This window comes from Bacillus cereus group sp. BfR-BA-01441 (genome assembly GCF_022663075.1).
GTDB classification, from domain to species: Bacteria; Bacillota; Bacilli; order Bacillales; family Bacillaceae_G; genus Bacillus_A; species Bacillus_A cereus.
On record NZ_JAKUEU010000001.1, the window covers coordinates 87004 to 104374 of the forward strand.

Here is a 17371-nt window from a genome sequence, read left to right on the forward strand (position 1 = left end):
TTTTTATTGTTAACTTACTTTTTTCAAATTGAGAGCTTGCTTTTGAATTCCACCCTTTTTTACAACATATAAGCCGATAAAGATTATAAGTCCGCCAACGAGTTGCATCATGTTGATTTGCTCTCCGATAGTTACTGCCGCGAAGATAACTGCGAACAATGGTACAAGATACATATAAACCATTACTTTCGTTGAGCCTATTTTACTAATACCGACATACCACATTGCAAGTCCGAAGATTGTCGCGAAGACGATTGAATATGCTAGAGACCCCCAGCTTGGCATGTCTACTGGCCACGTTAATGTATTTACGTTGAATAAACAATATACAACGAGAGGTACAATTCCAATTAAAGTTGACCAAGATGTGACTCTCATTGCGGAATATTTTGTTATAAGAGGTTGCGCTAATATTGGGTACCATCCCCACGCAATCGCTGCGACTAATCCAATTATGTTTCCGAGCCACGCATATTCGTAAGTAGCTCCTCCTGTATGCCCTGTTAATAAAACGAATGCTGCACCAACAAAGGCCACTATTGAACCAATTTGTACTTTCATCGAAAAACGTTCTTGTTTGTGCAATACTGCTAATATCCCTGTAAAAATAGGTGACATTGCAATTAATAATGAGGCGTTTGTTGCTGAAGTATATTTCACAGATAGCATAAACATCGTTTGATACATTGTCGTACCAACGATACCGACTGCTACTAATCGTAACCAATCTTTTCTTTCAATACGTAATGAGCGTTCCATTAAAAATGTAATAAGTAATAATACCGGTGATGCTACTAAAAATCGTAAACTATTAAATTGAATGGATGACATATATGCCACTCCATACTTTCCTATTGTATAATTTGCTCCCCATACTAATGCAACTGATACTAGGAGCCATTCCATTTGCCATCGTTTCATCCGAATCTCCCCTTCCCTATTTAGCATAGTAAAATTGGCTGTATATAACACCGTCCAATTGGCTGTTTTTTTACCCAGCCAATTTGCTATACTTGATGTATATAAGAGATACGGAGGCGTTTTTTATGGAATGGAAACTAGATAGTGACAGTAAAATCCCTATTTATCAGCAAGTTGTTGACTTTATTGAAAAACGTATTACATATGGAGAACTTCCTCCAGGAAGCTTCCTCCCTTCAGAACGGAAATTAGCTACGCAGTTAAATGTAAACAGAAGTACAGTAACGACTGCTTATAATGAACTACGTGCTATGGGAATTGTAGAGAGTACGACTGGTAAAGGAACACGCGTGAGTACACATATGTGGGGTGTTTCTCCAACATTAACGCCGAACTGGAGAAATTTCGTAGAAGGTGGTACTTTTTTACCAAACTTACCACTACTTCGCCATATTCGGGCAGAAGTACAACAAAATGAAAATATTATTGATTTTGCAAACGGAGAGCTCGGTTGTAATCTTTATCCCCACGATCAACTACAAGCGATTTTACGTGAACAACCGTTAACGCATTCATTAAGTTACGATCATCCGCAAGGCTATCTCCCGCTAAGACAAGCGGTCGTAAAATATATGAAGGAATATTTAAAAGTTGAGGCGACTGAACAATCCATTATGATTACATCTGGCGCACAGCAAGCACTTCACCTTATCGTGCAATGTTTATTAAATCCAGGTGATGCTGTTGCTTTCGAAAGTCCTTCACACTGTTATTCCCTGCCTCTATTCCAATCAGCAGGTATTCGTATTTTCCCATTACCTGTTGATGAACACGGCATTAACCCAGATGATGTACAGGAGTTATATAGAAAGCACCGCATTAAAATGATTTTTTTAAATCCAAATTTCCAAAACCCTACGGGGACGATGCTTCATCCAAACCGTAGAAAAAAACTATTATCACTTTGTGCAGACTTACGAATTGCGATTGTGGAAGATGATCCGTCTAGTTTACTTACGCTAGAAAAGAAACAACCTTGCCCTACTTTGAAATCAATTGATGAAAATGGAACTGTCATTTATGTACATTCTTTATCAAAAATGATTGCACCAGGCTTACGAGTTGGTTGGCTTGTTGCCCCGCAGTCTGTAGTAGAAAGGTTATCCGACGCAAGACACCAAATGGAATTAGGTATGAGCATTTTCCCACAGTGGCTTATGCAACAATTTTTTGAAACTGTACCATTTCAGTCGCATATCGTACCGTTACGAAAACAACTAGCAGAAAAAAGAGACGTTATCGTTCGCGCCTTAAATGAGCAACTTCACGACAAAATCTCTTTTTCAAACCCTACTGGTGGTATATACATTTGGGGGAAATTAAAAGAACCTATAAACGAAAAACAACTCATTATGCAAAGTTTAAAACAAGAAATCGCCTTTATGCCGGGTAGTATTTTCGGCGCGAAAGATGGTTATATTCGTTTATCTTATGGAAAAGTGAATATTGATCAAATTGAGGAAGGGATTTCTCGTTTACGTGAGGCTATTTTGGTTTGTGAAAAATAATGTGAGATAAAGCTTTCTCGTTTGACAAAAGAAAAATCTACCATTATTATCAACACGAACCTATTTATAGGAGTGATACCAATGAAAGTTTACGTTGATGCAGATGCTTGTCCTGTAAAAGATGTGATTATTTTTGAAGCTACGAAGGCAGAAATTCCTGTTACCCTCGTTACTAGCTTTTCTCATTATTCTAATGCTCAGCAACCAAAAGGAGTAGAAACAATTTATGTTGATTCTGGGGCAGATGCTGCAGATTACCGAATTATGCAGTTAGCAAAAAAAGAAGATTTAATCGTAACACAAGATTACGGTCTTGCTTCGCTCGCTTTAGCAAAAGGCTGTATCGTACTACACCATAAAGGCTATAAGTATACGAATGATAACATTGAACAATTGTTACAAACACGATATTTAAGTGCAATGGTTCGAAAAAGTGGTAAACGTACAAAGGGACCGAAACCATTTACAGCAGAAGATAAAGAGAAATTTAGAGCGCTCTTTAAAAGTATGATTGCACTTTAAAAATGAATCGTCTATTTACAAGGAAAACTTCGCAAAATAAAGAAGAGAATATCGTAATGAACATTCTCTTCTTGAGGTTTACCCGTTTAAAATGAAGGTAAATTATCTAAGTTATTTTCTTTTATTCCATCAGGTTCACTACGTATAATATCTCTGCCATACTTATGAAATACGTCCACATGAGCTAACTTCCCTGATTTTGCTCCATTAAGAGCAGTCATATAATTTAACTCTCTCCCGCTACTTGTTTTAAAAGCAATCAAATTACCTTCATCATTTTTACGAACAGCAACAATTTGTTCTGCTCCTGAAGTAACTTCCTGAGCTATTTCAAATTGAGCGTGCTCTTCCCCTTGATGTAAATAATCATTGTATACTTTTTCAAAGTCTTTTTTGTCCATTAAACTCACCTCCAACACATTTTATTAGTATGGTTGGGAGATGTTGATTTTATGTACTTTTCTGTTAGAAAAAAGAATTTTTAATACCTACGCAAACCCTTCAAAGTCTCCAATATATCATCTGTAAAGGCTGTACTACCCTCTGTCTCTAAAACTCTGAAATATAAACTTCTTAAGAACGATCTAATATTTTGTACTAAAATAGCACGCTGCGGATGTCGGATGTCCTCAACAGTTGCTATACTATGTAGCCAATTGCTCCACTCTTCTTCAGTTAAAAGCTTTTGGTTATGTAACGACATAATTGGCTTTACTAATCTCTCATCCTCAAAGTGTACATATACGTAATCACTCAATCGAACCTTCTGACGAACAGCCGCAAGAATCGCATATGAAAACTCACGATTTTGAATTGTACGTGCTAACGCATCGAGCGCATCTGCTGCATGTGCAGTAGAGTGTGCCCAGCCTTTTCCTTCTACGTAGCCCCTTACATCTTCTTCTAAATACACATATTCCAACACTTGTTCTGCCACACTGTACAATTGTTCTTCCGATAACAACGGTTCTCTTTCATGAACAGATAAAATAAGTGGTGGAATTAATACGGAGAATGCACGTTTAAATACAGAGTCTGTTCCCTTTTCACCAATTTTATAAAATAAATAATCAGGACTAATTGCTTGTAACATTAATCCTCTTAACTCTTTTTGTCTAAATACATCATTTGTAATCCATGTGTGAAGCGTACTATAAATTAAATCATCACGTAATTCAGCATCAGGTGATCCGATATAATCTAGCATCCATTGCGCATATGGATATGCATCTACGTCTTCTGGTACAGCATAATTATTATTTTTAATTTGTAGTAGTTCTTCTTTTAGTTCGAGTACTTCATTCATTATATTTCTTGTCCCCTTTTTGCGTTTTTTATTGTCTTATCCCCTTTTATTTGCTTCATAAAATTAATTTAATTATAACAATAAACAAAAGGCTATACATATATTTCTGATTATGTATTACGCTCTTTCATGAAATATAACTTCTGGATTTCCTAAATCACTATTCTTAAATATAACATTCGCACACTCTTTTGGATTATGCTCATCTATATACATCTTACAGGCCGCATGATATCTGTTCAAAAACATCTTCTCTGCTTCTTCATAACTTCCAAAAGCTTCAGTTTCCCGCTTAGCACCACGTTTTCTCGCAATCTCAAAATTTGTATCTACAAAGATTTTGTAATCAAATAAATACGCAACGTCTTTTTTCAATAGAAACGTTCCATCTACTATTAATATCATATTTTGCGTGGCCAATAGCGGCTCATTATGTACAGGCATATCCGTTATTAAGTTATGAGAAATCGTTTCATACTGTAAATTTCCGTTAGGTCCTAAAGGCATTAATAATCTTTCTTTGAAAGCTGTATAATCGTGTGCATCTTCATAATACCCTCTTGCAGATTCTTTTCCTTTTGCATAGCCAATCACTCTTGGATTATGAAAATCATCAATGCTGGCGCGTGTTACTGGTAATCCTCGTTTTTTTATTTCTTCCGCTAGTTCGTTTGCAAATGTTGTTTTTCCTGATGCTGTAATACCACTTACTCCAACTCTTGTTGGATAGGTTAAGTTTAGCTTTACAATATGATCTGCAATTTCTTTGATTCGTTGTTTTCGGTTCATGATATCTCCCTTTATAATTAGTTTACATAATATAATTATAAGTAACAATTCATGTCACTATTTGTCGGTAAATCGATATCCTTTGTCGAATCGTTGATATATTTTAAGTTATGATAGATATATTTGAAAAATCGTTGATATATTATTAGCTTACTTCCCCTTAAACCCTCGATATAAAGCAGTCCGTAATTCTTGTTTGTATTCTTCAATTTCTGGCATTTCGAGTTCTTCTGCTAGTCTGATAGCTAATTCAATATCATACGGTACTCGTACAAGTTGAATAGAAAAGCTCGCTGCTTCTTTTTTATTGTAAGTTCCTTCAAATATTAAATAGGAAGCTTGTGTTATTTCAAGTGGGTTTCCTACACTACCGGCATTACATAACGTTTTCCCTCTGAAATTTTGAACGAATGCTTGGTGAACGTCACCGTAACAAACGACATCTGGTTTTCTTTCCCCTTCTATATTTTCCGTCAGATCACTATTTTCGAACATACTAATACGTTCTTCTCTTGAAGCGTGTGGTTGAATTCTTTCATATAAACTTCTCGGTGAAGCGTGAAACATACGAATGAATTTCCCACTCATATAAAACTCGATTGAAAATGGTAAGTTTCTTAAATAGTCATTTTGTTCTTCCGATAATTGTTTTTGATGCCATTTCAATGCTTCAAATTCAGTCGGCTTTGTAATAAAATCATCCCAGTTTCCCATTACGACTACTTCACATTCTTTACGAATGATTTCAATTGCTTCACTGGAATGAGGTCCTTTTCCTACTAAATCTCCAAGACAAATAATGCGCTCGATTCCTCTTAATTTAATATCATTCAACACGGATTCTAATGCTTGAATATTACCATGTATATCTGAAATTACCGCTATTTTATCCATATAAATTACTCCTTTATTTATTAAATTCGCTTGATTGATACCATTTTGGAATATAAGATGAAAAATGATTATGATCTTCTAAAATTCCATTTAATCTTTCCTTCATATCATCTACTAAATGCGGCGTACTTCGATTCGTCCAAACGATATCCGCTGGGAATGTCATCGCGGCGTACAATGTATAGAGTTTCCAAAAATGAAGCGATGGTTCGCCTCCGCAATAACCGTGAACTTGTCCAACCGCAAATGGTTTACTTATTCTTGTAGTAAAAATCGCTACATTATAAAAATCGTGTATTGGATCGCCAAAATCATATCCACCAAAATCAATAACGATAAACTCCTTATTATGAATCATACTATTTGCTGGATGGAAGTCATCATGTAAAAATCTTATTGGACGATTTCCCAATAAATCTTTATGATTTTCTACAAAGGTTAATACTGGCTTCAAATCCAGAAAATTCACCTCGTAATCTGTTAGTGCCTCTATGTATCTTTCGTATTTATTCCATCTAGATGTTTCCCATTTATTACTTGCACTTTCTCTTTCAATTGAGTGAATCCTCTTTAATACTTCCCCTGCTTTTCTTCCTGCCTTATACTGTTCTTCCACCGATAACTTCGTTAAACCTTCTTCACCATTTATACCTCGGGTCCATTCAAATACTTGAACACATTTATTTAATTTCTCAATTATTATGAAATGAATTAACTTGGGTGTTGGAATATGTAATGACTCTAATCGTTTCATATACGTATATTCTTCTTGTTTACGTTCAAAATGAACTGTATCACATACTTTTACAAAATATGTTACTTTGTTTTCTAATTCTATTTTATGTTTCTCTTCATGTGAGAAACCTTTTGAAATAGCTGTACACTTTACAATACGAGGCCATTCTAGTATTCTCTCTATCTCCCTAAGCATTTCTTCCACAACGTTCACCTCTATTAATATATGTACAAACTACCTAGCACTTCATGCTCTCGTTTATTTCCACCTTTAAACTCTACTGCAAATGGATATTCGCCATTCTTATTCAAATGTTCTAGTACTAGCCCTTCTCCAATCGGTTCACAAAACTGCACATGAATATTTCCAAACACTACACTTTGACTCTCAGCATTCCATTTTTCATTTTTCACAACTGAGCTTGTAGATAGTCCCATTACTTTTTTCCATTTCCGTACTGTTTCTCGAACGTTTTTTACTGCGTAATGAATCGTTTCAATTTGTTGCACTTTGTTTTTATATTCAGTGATCGTCCCACTGTTACGTAAATCGTTTCTTCTTTCTTCGTCCGTTTCATTCCACTGTATAAAGAAAGGTAATTTCGGTCCGTTCTCTTCTTGCTTAACAAATAACATTTTCCATTCTAAAAGCCGGCCATCTTTTCTCATGCGTTTCCCTTCAAATGGCCCTATCGTATGTAAGCCGTACTTATTAAAGTTAACTGCTAGCTCCTCAATTGCATCTGTTCGGATCGCGATTTGTAGCATTCCTTCTCCATTTTGTAGTTTCACCACTGTTTCTTGTACTAATGGATTTTCTGCTTCTTTCGCTTTTTCTTCATGCTGAACTGCTAAAAATTCTATGTATGATAAGTCAAAATAACTTAAACTATTCCAAGTACCCCAAGTAGTATGCTCTCCGCCTAATACAGTATGAAATCCAAGCTCCTGCATTTGTTTTGCCGCTTCCTCCGGTGTACATTGCACTGCGTGAACGAGATGATCAAATGCTAACATATTCTTTCTCCCCTTTCTCTCCATCCTTTTATTGTATATTTTATTTTTCTTTCATTCAATTCAAAAACTTTAAAACCTAGTTGATTTATACGATTAATATGTATTATAATGAAACAAATTTAATTATTGCTGATTGGAAAAACCAAAGGCACTTTTCTCATACGGGAAAAGTGTCTTTTTCATTTATTATTACAGGGGGATTATTTATGCAGAAATTAATTGTCTTTGCTATTATTGGATTTTTCGCTCAACTGATCGATGGAGCACTCGGAATGGCGTATGGGGTAACGTCTACTTCACTATTATTAATGTTTGGTATTGCACCGGCTGTAGCTTCCGCATCAGTTCATTTAGCTGAAGTCGTTACAACTGCAGCTTCTGGCGCATCTCATATCAAATTTGGAAACGTTGATAAATATACAGTTTCCAGGCTTACATTACCTGGGGCAATCGGCGCATTTGTTGGGGCATGTTTTTTAAGCAATTTACCTGGTGATGTAATTAAACCGTACATTTCCGTATTTTTATTTACTTTAGGGGTTTATATTTTATTACGATTCATCATTCAAAAACAAATTGTCACTTCAAATAAGCGTATGTCTGCAAAACAACTTGTGCCGCTTGGTTTATTCGCTGGATTCGTTGATTCAACTGGTGGCGGTGGTTGGGGGCCGATTACGACACCTGTTCTTCTAGCAAGAGGAAATGAAGCTAGAAAAGTTATTGGATCTGTAGATACGAGTGAATTTCCTGTTTCACTCGCTGCAACAATCGGCTTCTTCATCTCACTTGGCTGGGAACAAGTAAGCTGGGTTTGGGTATTTTCTCTCATGCTCGGTGGTATCGTAGCGGCACCAATCGCGGCATGGCTAGTTCGCATCGTTCCTTCTCATTTACTTGGCGTATTAGTTGGTGGTCTTATTATCTTTACAAACATTCGTACACTGCTTACTACATTTAAAGTGGATCCAACTATTATTTCACTTTCTTACGTTGCAGTTGGTCTTGTCGTTATTATTTCTATTTTCATTGCTGTTCGTAATCATTCCAATCGTCCTAATACGTCAACGGCTGAGTATCCGAATGATCAGAAGCAAATGCTACCATAACTATAAAAAATACCGCTCAATTTAGAGCGGTATTTTTTATTTTTCTATTTTCCAATTAATCATCATTTCTGTAGCATTTACTCTCTTCATATGTAACTTTTCTAAAACACGCATCGAACTATAATTATCTAGAAGTGTCTCTGCAATTATTGTTTCTACCTCACCTGTTTTGAAAGCCCAATCGATTAGTTCTTTTACAGCTTCTGTTGCATAGCCCTGATTCCAATATTTCTCAATGAATCCATAGCCAATTTCTACTGTTTGATCCTCGTTTGGTTTCCCTTTAAACCCAATATCACCTAAAACGCTATCGTCTTCTTTTCGAAGAACATACCACGCCCCCCATGGTAATAAAACCTCATCTTGTTTCACATTCTCTACATGCCCTACAATATGCGGACCGCTATTATATCCTTGCTCGTTAGCGACTTGAATCCTCTCTTCTGTACACGGCACTATATAGAGCCTTTCTGTTTCTAATTTCATTTTGATTTCCCCTTTTTGCTTAAACGTTACTCTAATTATAACAAATAATATGACTTTATTATGAATGTCGAATTATATTTTTCTGAATTTTCTTTTAATTTAGAGGGTTTTTCAATATTTTTTGCGAAACATTTGTATAACAATTTTTTCTTTGCTTATTGCTACATAATAGTAGGTTCGGGTGGAGTTTCGCAAGCGTTTCCTATACAATAACCGATATTTTTTGACTTTTCCTAACAAAATATCTTGCAATATATTCAGAAAGTCATTACAATTGCCATATATTAAAAATCTTAGCAATATATAAATCCTCATCAATCCGATGAGGTAGAGGTTGCGACTTTTAAGAGTACGACGGACGAGACACAGAGAATGTCACCGACTCCGTTTGAAAGGAAAAGTTGCCGAAGTTTATATTTCTTCTCTGGAAATATGAGCTGGGGCTGTCTCCGAAAGGAACAGAACTGTCACGTTTACAAAATTACCGTGTAAACGTGGGGTGCTATCTTAACGGAAGGGTATGATGGGGTGGTTATTTGTGAAACGTTCCGCCAAATTCCTTTGGCGGTTTTTTGTATTTTTCTCCCCCGCTCCTTCCTAACCTACAAGAAAAGGAGTGTTGAACATGAATAGCGCAACAAATCAAGCTACCTCTAAAACAGAAACTACACAAGGAAAAGGTGAATTAAGACGCGGTCTAAAATCAAGGCACCTTACGATGATTTCTCTCGGTGGTACAATTGGTACCGGACTATTTCTTGCCAGCGGTGGTGTCATCCATTCAGCTGGACCTGGTGGTGCATTAATTGCATACGCCGCAATTGGAATTATGGTTTACTTCTTAATGACAAGCTTAGCTGAACTCGCAGCTTACATGCCTGTTACTGGATCTTTTAGCACGTACGCAACAAAATTTGTTGATCCATCACTTGGCTTTGCACTTGGATGGAACTATTGGTATAACTGGGCAATTACGATTGCTGCTGAACTTGCAGCCGTAACATTAATTATGAAATTTTGGTTCCCAGATACCCCTTCTCTTATTTGGAGCGGATTATGTTTAGCTATTATTTTCCTTTTAAACTATTTATCTGTTAAAGGGTTTGGTGAATCTGAATATTGGTTCGCACTTATTAAAGTAGTTACGATTATTATCTTTTTAATTGTTGGTTTCATGATGATTTTTGGAATTATGGGCGGTGAAACGGTTGGATTTAAAAACTTCACTGTTGCAGATGCACCATTTAACGGCGGTATCATGGCAATTATCGGTGTGTTTATGGCAGCTGGTTTCTCATTCCAAGGTACTGAACTATTAGGAGTAGCTGCTGGTGAAACATCTGATCCAGAACGTAATATCCCAAAAGCAATTCGTTCAATCTTTTGGCGTATTCTTTTATTCTATATCCTTGCGATTCTCGTTATCGGTTTATTAATTCCTTATACAACTGAAAGTCTTGCTGCAAGTGATGTAACAGTAAGTCCATTTACACTTATTTTCGAAAAAGCGGGCGTTGCCTTTGCTGCTTCTGTTATGAACGCTGTTATTTTAACGGCAGTACTATCTGCTGGTAACTCTGGTATGTATGCATCAACTCGTATGCTTTGGGATTTAGCTCGCCAAGGGAAAGCACCAAAGTTTCTTGGTAAATTAGATAGCCGCGGTGTACCTGTTAACGCATTAATCGTAACATCGATTGTCGGTAGTATCGCTTTCATTGCTTCTTTATTCGGTGACGGTGTTGTATACATTTGGTTATTAAATGCATCAGGAATGTCTGGCTTTATCGCTTGGGTCGGCATTGCAATTAGTCATTACCGTTTCCGTAAAGCATATATTGCACAAGGAAAAGATTTGAAAGACTTACCATATAGAGCAAAATGGTTCCCATTCGGTCCAATCTTTGCATTTACACTTTGTATCATCGTAATTTTAGGACAAAACTACGGGGCATTTATGGGTGAATCAATCGATTGGAATGGCGTACTCGTTTCTTACATCGGTTTGCCACTCTTCTTAGTACTATGGTTAGGATATAAATTTACGAAAAAAACAAAAGTGATTCCACTTGATAAATGTGAACTAAAATAAAGTGAAACGAGCAAACAAATTTGTTTGCTCGTTTTTTGTTGCAAACCTCTTTGCTTCCCTATTGCTCCTGTTTTTGCCATAATAGAAGAAATATAAATAAAAGGTTGGGATACAATGAACATTCGCATTACTGATGAAGCAAAAGCAGCTATACATAGATTAGAACGTGAAGACAAAAAGATCATTCGCATTAGAGGAACAATGACAAACTCTTGTAGTATTTTCGTTGATGTCGATTTAATTTGGGATACATTTAACGCAGATGATGTTGTATATGAAGATGCGGAGCTTATCGTACAAATGGATTCATTTACGAAAGACTACACTGGTTATACAGTGAAGCTTGATTATAAGACGACAGGTTTTAGTATTACGACTCCGAGTGAGACTTTGGTTTATGGATTGTCGATTAAAAAATAAAAATCGTTTATCCGACCAATGAGGTGAAAAAATGGGTAAATATGTTCCGTTAAAATTTTTATTTAATGAAGAATTAGCCGAAAAAATAGCTGATTCTATTTGTAAACATGATCCTTCTTTCTCTAAAAGCATCTTTGTAGATTCGGTGACATGTAAAGTTGAAAATTTAGAGTTAAAGCAGCGTATAGAAGTAATAGCAGATGAATTACATAATGCATTACAAAAAGATTTTAATGCCGCAATACATATATTACTAAAAACATTAGGCCCAGAAAATACAACAGAAGTAGGCACATTTACAAACGGATATATGTACATGCCTCTTGCAAAATACGTTGAAAAATATGGGCTTAACGATTTTAAAATCTCGTTTAATGCAATGTATGAAATAACGAAAAGGAATACTGCTGAATATGCCATTCGGCCCTTTCTTGAAACATACCATGAAGATACACTAAACATATTACAACAGTGGATTCATGACGAAAACAGTCACATTAGGAGATTAGTTTCTGAAGGTACAAGACCAAGGCTTCCTTGGGCTAAAAAAATAGGAGCTCTAAAAGGTAATTTTAAGTACAATTTACAACTTCTTGAACCATTAATGAATGACCCTTCTAAATATGTTCAAAAATCTGTAGCCAATCATATTAACGATATTACGAAAGAAGATAAAGAACTCGTTTTTCAGTGGTTACAGCAATTACGTGATAAACAGCATCCTATTAATCCTTGGATTATAAAACATGGGTTAAGAACAGTTATTAAAAATGGTACTTTACCAAAAGATTTTTGTTTTTGAGTATTTTAAACAAAACCGCTTATGCTTCAAAAATGAAGTATAAGCGGTTTTCCTTTTGAATACAGAAATAACAAACATAAAAAGTACTTTAAATTTCTTCTTTATATCATTATTTTACTAACTCTTCTATGTTATTACTTTCCTTAATTTTTTCGGATGATAGCCAGAGTGAATAACTTGTTCCATCCTTGTTCCTTAAATATATGTTAAATTCCTTATTATATAGTTCTTCTTTAAGAATAGTGACTACCTTTCTCAAATCATCTATTACATATGGATCATTTCTATATTTTATCTCACTGTCATTGAAAACTAATGTCAATTCATACTCTAGACAATTGCCGTCTTTCGGGTGTGGACAAGTAATATCCTCAATTTCAAAACGATCATTTTGAATTTCATTTAACCTTACGCCTACTTTTGTTTCAGTTTGAACCAAATATGTCCAATAACCGCTTACTGTGTTTTTCATTGTTAAAAGCAGTTCTTCTTTCGTTATAGCTTTTTGCACATTTTGAAAAGGCAAGCCTATAGATTCACCATTATAATCCTCAATTTCAAGTGTTGTTATCTTTCTATTACTCTTCTGAATGAATTGGATTAGAGCATATAAACGATCTAATTCTTTTGATTCAAATTGACTGTAATCAATCTTGTCACTCGTTTTTAAAGTTAATAATAACGTATCCGTTGGTTTCTCCTCTATATCATCATCCACTATATATTGAAAAACATTTTTATTTTCAGGTTCCACGTAACCTAATTTTTTCATTTCTTCTAGCATTGGTTTAAATTTCTTATATTCCTCATATGTTTTTTTTCCGTATTGATATTCATCACCTTTTATTCTTGAATATAAGAAGCCATCTACCTCTACTCTAAATTGAATATTTTTGTTATTTTTTGCTTGAACAGTATGATATGTATGCCCCATATTCCCTTCGTTTATAGCACCCCAATGTGTTACAATCACATCAATTCCGTGCTTTTTTTTCACATATTTTTTCACCTGATCGTCATCTTTATAATTACACCCACTTAAACATAAGAAACATAACAATAGTAACATTACATTTTTTATTCTTTTCATATAGCACCTTGCCCTCTTTTCGCATAAACAAAATATTCCATATATAAAGAATACTAAATCGCTGAATGTTTTCAAAGAATTAAAATATTTTTACACTCGGTTTATATATCTATTTCTTTTATTAATGGCTCTAATAAGTTTTAATATTGATAATCGAATATAATAAAAAGAAACCTAAATTTAAGGTTTCCCATTTTTACCAACAATTTAAATTTTAATAGATATTTTTTAGCCAAGTAATAATTCGTAGTACCTGAAACGACTCAAACCAAGTAATGAAAAACAGGAGAACAAAGAAAGAGATAAGTGATATGAATTTTAATCTTCCATCTTCACGTCTAGCAATCGCTATAATACTCAGAACCACTCCAATTAAAAAAGAAATATACCCTAATAGGATAATAGGCTCAGAATAGCTATCTATTATCCTATTTAATCCAAATAATAACATTCCAAAAGTCATCAATGTTATTGAAAATACACTAAATTTTTTCATAATTCAACCTCCAATATAATTTTACTATTTTATGGAGAGAATAATTTTTTTATGCGTATGGATGAACAATTACACTATAAAATTAGATAACTCAATTTATTTTTTCATTAAACAACTGCCTTCTTTTATACCCTCAAAGGATTCCCACTCGATTATCCCGAATATATAAATTACTATTCTCACAAGGAGCAAATTTATATGAATCTATTCGAACACGAAACGTAAAACCGCTTCTCTTTCATGAGAGGTCCTCCCGTTCTCCTTTCTCCTTTCTCATCATATCATTCATTGAAAAATAGGAGGACATAATTATGAAACGTGATCCATTATTTTTAACTTTATTAGAAAGTGCAAATACACATTTTAGCGGTTGGGATTTTTCTTTCATTTCAGAAACGGGCCGAATGAAGAGCGAGCCTTTATCATGGTCGTACGGCAGTACTGCTTTCCAGCTTATGCAACGCGCTAAATCAATGCTAGATATGGGAACTGGCGGCGGAGAGTTTTTATCTATGTTACAACCGTTCCCGTCAACTATTTATGCTACTGAGGGCTACGCTCCAAACGTGCCAATTGCTCGAAAGAAATTAGAGCCTTTAGGGGTTACTGTTGTAGAGGTGAACGATGATACTGCATTGCCATTTCAAGATGGTCAGTTTAATCTAATCCTAAACCAACATGAATCATATGCTGCTTCTGAAGTAAAAAGAATCCTTTCTCAAAATGGGATTTTCCTTACACAACAAGTTGGTGGTCTCGATTGTGTGGAACTTAATGAGCAATTTAACGCACCGCTAAATAACGAATTTGCAAGTTGGTCACTTGAAGCAGCATGTAGTGAGTTAGAGGAAACTGGATTTACTATTTTAGAAGCAAAGGAAGAATTCCCTTTCCAACGCTTTTATGATATTGGCGCTATCGTCTACTATTTAAAAGCGATTCCGTGGCAAATTCCTGATTTTACTGTCGAAAGGTATTATGAGGAGTTATATCGTATACATGAAATTATCTTACAAAAAGGATATTTTGATGTGAAACAACATCGGTTTATCATTAAGGCGATTCGTGACTAACGGAAAAGAGGTGGCAAAGCCACCTCTTTTCCGTTTACGTATGTTCTCTACTCTTTCACCATAAGAAAAGTTATATCATACATATTACAATTCTGACCAATAAATTGTATTTCTGAAACATATAATCACTTCGTATATATAATGAGAACAAAAACGTGATTTTTCACTATCCTCTTCTATTGAGAAATGAGTTGTTTTTCATATCGCTTGTTCGCATCATCTTCTGTCAAACATGCAGTTGTGTAATTAATAATATTCCGGTTATCGTACGTGAATATATGTTTTAACTTATTTTCTTCTGTTATTACTGTCGGTAAGTATTTTGGTAAGTTGCTAACTACACCTCTATTATCACCATCTAATATCCAATCAATTTCTTTCCATTCTAATAATCCTTCAGCCGTACGTAATGGTGTATTCATTTGCATTCCATCTGGAAAATCAGCAACGAACACATACATTCCTTCACTAGCCTGGGGCTCATCTTTACCTTTAAAAACAACAGTCCCTTTATACGTTACACTTGAAAGTTCTATACCCGTTTCCTCAAACGTTTCTCTAATTATTCCTTCGTATGGCGTTTCATTCTCTTCTATTTTTCCTCCAACACCATTCCACATCCCCATATTCGGCTTTTTATTTCTATTTAATAGCAGTATTTTATCGCTTTTTCTAATAAAACAAATTGTGTATTTGTACATACGATCATTTCCTTTCATTTTCCACATGAGTTATTTGGCTTATTTTCAAGTAAAAACACTCGCCTTACAATTCCTTACTACATAATATATAGTACAACTTTCATGCGTAAACACTTTACGTCAAACGAGAGAATCCTTTTTAGAAAGGAGAATTTAAAATCGATAATATAAGCAATGAATTTCTAAACCAATATTACAACAGCCTCGTGTGGTTAAACGATACACACTGGTTCGGGGTTCCAATCTGTAAACTTCCCTCTGATCTCTTTTTGTATCAAGAAATTATTTATGAATTAAAGCCCGATTTAATTATTGAATGCGGGACTTTTCACGGTGGTAGTGCACTGTATTTAGCTTCTATGTTAGATTTAATTGGAAAAGGTCACGTACTTACTATCGATATAACTCCGCAGCCAAATCGGCCATCACATAATCGGATTACGTATTTAACAGCATCTTCTGTTTCTGTGCAGGCCATCCAAACAATTGTAAGCATGCGCAAACCTGATGATGTGGTTTTAGTTATTTTAGATTCTGATCATAGTAAAGAACATGTCTCCAAAGAACTATTACTATATAAATCTATCGTCACTACTGGCAGTTATATGATTGTAGAAGATACCTCCATTAATGGAAATCCGCTTCTTCCCGATTGGGGTCCTGGCCCGATGGAAGCTGTGGATGAGTTTTTAACTAAAAATAATAACTTCATAATCGACGAGTCTAAACATAAATTTTTCATATCATTTAATCCAAAAGGTTTTTTAAAGAAAATAAAGTGAAACTTTAATAAGTGGGATTTTGCTCATCCCCCACTTATTCTATCATTTTCATTTTTGAAAAAGGATAATATACAAATTCCACCTTGCCTATTATGTTATCTTCTTCAATATATCCTAAGCCATTTCGACTATCTCTACTTACTTCGCGGTTATCTCCCATTACAAATAACTTATTTGGCGGAATTTTTGTCTTTTGAAAATTATAAAATACTTGTGTGTTGTTAAATAAATCTTTGTTTGTATATGGTTCTTCTTGCTTTTTATCGTTCACATATACCTTTCCGTTCGTTATGTTAATTACATCACCAGGAAGCCCTATTACACGTTTCACATAATATTTCGATTCATCCTCTTCTTTTATAATGACAATTTCTCCGTGTTGTAAATTAGAAAGACGTACTACCGCTTTATTTACAAATACGTAGTCTTCTTCATATAAAGTCGGCTGCATCGATTCCCCTTCCACCTTACATAAAGTAAAAGAATGGTAGCCTATGACTATCACCAATATAAATAGTATGTACTTTCCCCAGCCTCTCTTAATCTCCTTTTTCATATCCATTCCCAC

Annotated in this window: 20 protein-coding genes and 1 riboswitch; of the genes, 8 read left to right on the forward strand and 12 right to left on the reverse strand. The window is 34.9% G+C overall.

Going from position 1 to position 17371, the window contains the following annotated elements:
* Positions 1 to 9: 9 nt before the first annotated feature.
* A complete protein-coding gene (locus tag MR107_RS00430; RefSeq protein WP_006927576.1) occupies positions 10 to 921 on the reverse strand; it encodes a DMT family transporter in 912 nt (303 codons plus the stop codon).
* A 125-nt stretch (positions 922 to 1046) separates the two neighbouring features.
* Between MR107_RS00430 and pdxR the strand changes: the two genes are divergently transcribed.
* Together pdxR and MR107_RS00440 are read left to right on the forward strand one after the other, a co-directional pair.
* Positions 1047 to 2489, forward strand: coding sequence for a MocR-like pyridoxine biosynthesis transcription factor PdxR (gene pdxR / locus MR107_RS00435; protein WP_033695858.1), 1443 nt, complete (start codon positions 1047 to 1049; stop codon positions 2487 to 2489).
* An 81-nt stretch (positions 2490 to 2570) separates the two neighbouring features.
* Positions 2571 to 3011 carry a YaiI/YqxD family protein gene (locus MR107_RS00440; protein WP_033695857.1) on the forward strand — a complete coding sequence of 147 codons (441 nt, stop codon included), beginning with the start codon at positions 2571 to 2573 and terminating at the stop codon, positions 3009 to 3011.
* Positions 3012 to 3097: 86 nt separating this feature from the next.
* Here MR107_RS00440 and MR107_RS00445 read toward each other — a convergent pair whose 3' ends face one another.
* The 6 genes from MR107_RS00445 to MR107_RS00470 all read right to left on the reverse strand — a co-directional run bounded on the left by MR107_RS00445 (position 3098) and on the right by MR107_RS00470 (position 7752).
* Positions 3098 to 3412, reverse strand: coding sequence for a DUF3892 domain-containing protein (locus MR107_RS00445; RefSeq protein ID WP_242291978.1), 315 nt, complete (start codon positions 3410 to 3412; stop codon positions 3098 to 3100).
* An 80-nt stretch (positions 3413 to 3492) separates the two neighbouring features.
* Positions 3493 to 4317, reverse strand: a complete 825-nt coding sequence (locus MR107_RS00450; protein ID WP_242291979.1) for a DUF2785 domain-containing protein — start codon at positions 4315 to 4317, stop codon at positions 3493 to 3495.
* Between the two features lie 117 nt (positions 4318 to 4434).
* A complete protein-coding gene (locus tag MR107_RS00455; RefSeq protein WP_242291980.1) occupies positions 4435 to 5106 on the reverse strand; it encodes a nucleoside/nucleotide kinase family protein in 672 nt (223 codons plus the stop codon).
* A 150-nt stretch (positions 5107 to 5256) separates the two neighbouring features.
* Positions 5257 to 6000, reverse strand: a complete 744-nt coding sequence (locus tag MR107_RS00460; RefSeq protein ID WP_242291981.1) for a metallophosphoesterase family protein — start codon at positions 5998 to 6000, stop codon at positions 5257 to 5259.
* A 13-nt stretch (positions 6001 to 6013) separates the two neighbouring features.
* Positions 6014 to 6940 carry an aminoglycoside phosphotransferase family protein gene (locus MR107_RS00465; protein WP_063245363.1) on the reverse strand — a complete coding sequence of 309 codons (927 nt, stop codon included), beginning with the start codon at positions 6938 to 6940 and terminating at the stop codon, positions 6014 to 6016.
* Positions 6941 to 6954: 14 nt separating this feature from the next.
* Positions 6955 to 7752 (reverse strand): VOC family protein, encoded by a 798-nt coding sequence (locus MR107_RS00470; protein WP_242291982.1) that lies wholly within the window; start codon positions 7750 to 7752, stop codon positions 6955 to 6957.
* 98 nt (positions 7753 to 7850) lie between these two features.
* On the opposite strand from MR107_RS00470, the gene MR107_RS00475 reads away from it, so the two are divergent.
* Positions 7851 to 8861, forward strand: coding sequence for a sulfite exporter TauE/SafE family protein (locus MR107_RS00475; protein ID WP_002024365.1), 1011 nt, complete (start codon positions 7851 to 7853; stop codon positions 8859 to 8861).
* Positions 8862 to 8897: 36 nt separating this feature from the next.
* Here MR107_RS00475 and MR107_RS00480 read toward each other — a convergent pair whose 3' ends face one another.
* Complete coding sequence (locus MR107_RS00480) at positions 8898 to 9347, reverse strand: GNAT family N-acetyltransferase (protein WP_242291983.1); 450 nt, start codon at positions 9345 to 9347, stop codon at positions 8898 to 8900.
* A 320-nt stretch (positions 9348 to 9667) separates the two neighbouring features.
* Positions 9668 to 9860, forward strand: a riboswitch (Lysine riboswitch).
* A 112-nt stretch (positions 9861 to 9972) separates the two neighbouring features.
* On the opposite strand from MR107_RS00480, the gene MR107_RS00485 reads away from it, so the two are divergent.
* The 3 genes from MR107_RS00485 (at position 9973) to MR107_RS00495 (ending at position 12661) form a co-directional block, all read left to right on the forward strand.
* Positions 9973 to 11439 carry an amino acid permease gene (locus MR107_RS00485; RefSeq protein ID WP_098771498.1) on the forward strand — a complete coding sequence of 489 codons (1467 nt, stop codon included), beginning with the start codon at positions 9973 to 9975 and terminating at the stop codon, positions 11437 to 11439.
* Between the two features lie 114 nt (positions 11440 to 11553).
* Positions 11554 to 11859: an iron-sulfur cluster biosynthesis family protein gene (locus MR107_RS00490; RefSeq protein WP_078187478.1), complete on the forward strand. Its 306-nt coding sequence runs from the start codon at positions 11554 to 11556 to the stop codon at positions 11857 to 11859.
* Positions 11860 to 11890: 31 nt separating this feature from the next.
* Entirely contained in the window at positions 11891 to 12661 is a 771-nt protein-coding gene (locus MR107_RS00495; protein ID WP_242291984.1) for a DNA alkylation repair protein, read from the forward strand.
* A gap of 109 nt (positions 12662 to 12770) precedes the next feature.
* Here MR107_RS00495 and MR107_RS00500 read toward each other — a convergent pair whose 3' ends face one another.
* Positions 12771 to 13751: a hypothetical protein gene (locus tag MR107_RS00500; RefSeq protein ID WP_242291985.1), complete on the reverse strand. Its 981-nt coding sequence runs from the start codon at positions 13749 to 13751 to the stop codon at positions 12771 to 12773.
* 214 nt (positions 13752 to 13965) lie between these two features.
* Entirely contained in the window at positions 13966 to 14247 is a 282-nt protein-coding gene (locus tag MR107_RS00505) for a hypothetical protein (RefSeq protein ID WP_000714730.1), read from the reverse strand.
* A gap of 311 nt (positions 14248 to 14558) precedes the next feature.
* On the opposite strand from MR107_RS00505, the gene MR107_RS00510 reads away from it, so the two are divergent.
* Positions 14559 to 15320, forward strand: a complete 762-nt coding sequence (locus MR107_RS00510; RefSeq protein WP_242291986.1) for a class I SAM-dependent methyltransferase — start codon at positions 14559 to 14561, stop codon at positions 15318 to 15320.
* A 176-nt stretch (positions 15321 to 15496) separates the two neighbouring features.
* On the opposite strand, the gene MR107_RS00515 is transcribed toward MR107_RS00510, so the two are convergent.
* Positions 15497 to 16021 carry an NUDIX hydrolase gene (locus MR107_RS00515; RefSeq protein ID WP_002182860.1) on the reverse strand — a complete coding sequence of 175 codons (525 nt, stop codon included), beginning with the start codon at positions 16019 to 16021 and terminating at the stop codon, positions 15497 to 15499.
* Between the two features lie 158 nt (positions 16022 to 16179).
* Between MR107_RS00515 and MR107_RS00520 the strand changes: the two genes are divergently transcribed.
* On the forward strand, positions 16180 to 16803 hold the full coding sequence (locus tag MR107_RS00520) for a cephalosporin hydroxylase family protein (RefSeq protein WP_265736937.1): 624 nt from the start codon (positions 16180 to 16182) through the stop codon (positions 16801 to 16803).
* 34 nt (positions 16804 to 16837) lie between these two features.
* Here the strand turns inward: MR107_RS00520 and lepB are convergent, their stop codons facing one another.
* Positions 16838 to 17359 carry a signal peptidase I gene (lepB, locus tag MR107_RS00525; RefSeq protein WP_002094069.1) on the reverse strand — a complete coding sequence of 174 codons (522 nt, stop codon included), beginning with the start codon at positions 17357 to 17359 and terminating at the stop codon, positions 16838 to 16840.
* Between the last annotated feature and the right edge of the window lie 12 nt (positions 17360 to 17371).

Bases quoted from the DNA above. Each gene is read 5' to 3' on its own strand.
- MR107_RS00505 (WP_000714730.1), bottom strand. From the start codon at position 14,247: ATGAAAAAATTTAGTGTATTTTCAATAACATTGATGACTTTTGGAATG.
- MR107_RS00495 (WP_242291984.1), top strand. From the start codon at position 11,891: ATGGGTAAATATGTTCCGTTAAAATTTTTATTTAATGAAGAATTAGCC.
- MR107_RS00510 (WP_242291986.1), top strand. From the start codon at position 14,559: ATGAAACGTGATCCATTATTTTTAACTTTATTAGAAAGTGCAAATACA.
- MR107_RS00455 (WP_242291980.1), bottom strand. From the start codon at position 5,106: ATGAACCGAAAACAACGAATCAAAGAAATTGCAGATCATATTGTAAAG.
- MR107_RS00430 (WP_006927576.1), bottom strand. From the start codon at position 921: ATGAAACGATGGCAAATGGAATGGCTCCTAGTATCAGTTGCATTAGTA.
- MR107_RS00515 (WP_002182860.1), bottom strand. From the start codon at position 16,021: ATGTACAAATACACAATTTGTTTTATTAGAAAAAGCGATAAAATACTG.
- MR107_RS00485 (WP_098771498.1), top strand. From the start codon at position 9,973: ATGAATAGCGCAACAAATCAAGCTACCTCTAAAACAGAAACTACACAA.
- MR107_RS00480 (WP_242291983.1), bottom strand. From the start codon at position 9,347: ATGAAATTAGAAACAGAAAGGCTCTATATAGTGCCGTGTACAGAAGAG.
- MR107_RS00490 (WP_078187478.1), top strand. From the start codon at position 11,554: ATGAACATTCGCATTACTGATGAAGCAAAAGCAGCTATACATAGATTA.
- MR107_RS00475 (WP_002024365.1), top strand. From the start codon at position 7,851: ATGTATTATAATGAAACAAATTTAATTATTGCTGATTGGAAAAACCAA.
- MR107_RS00440 (WP_033695857.1), top strand. From the start codon at position 2,571: ATGAAAGTTTACGTTGATGCAGATGCTTGTCCTGTAAAAGATGTGATT.
- MR107_RS00500 (WP_242291985.1), bottom strand. From the start codon at position 13,751: ATGAAAAGAATAAAAAATGTAATGTTACTATTGTTATGTTTCTTATGT.
- MR107_RS00470 (WP_242291982.1), bottom strand. From the start codon at position 7,752: ATGTTAGCATTTGATCATCTCGTTCACGCAGTGCAATGTACACCGGAG.
- MR107_RS00445 (WP_242291978.1), bottom strand. From the start codon at position 3,412: ATGGACAAAAAAGACTTTGAAAAAGTATACAATGATTATTTACATCAA.
- lepB (WP_002094069.1), bottom strand. From the start codon at position 17,359: ATGAAAAAGGAGATTAAGAGAGGCTGGGGAAAGTACATACTATTTATA.
- MR107_RS00450 (WP_242291979.1), bottom strand. From the start codon at position 4,317: ATGAATGAAGTACTCGAACTAAAAGAAGAACTACTACAAATTAAAAAT.
- MR107_RS00460 (WP_242291981.1), bottom strand. From the start codon at position 6,000: ATGGATAAAATAGCGGTAATTTCAGATATACATGGTAATATTCAAGCA.
- pdxR (WP_033695858.1), top strand. From the start codon at position 1,047: ATGGAATGGAAACTAGATAGTGACAGTAAAATCCCTATTTATCAGCAA.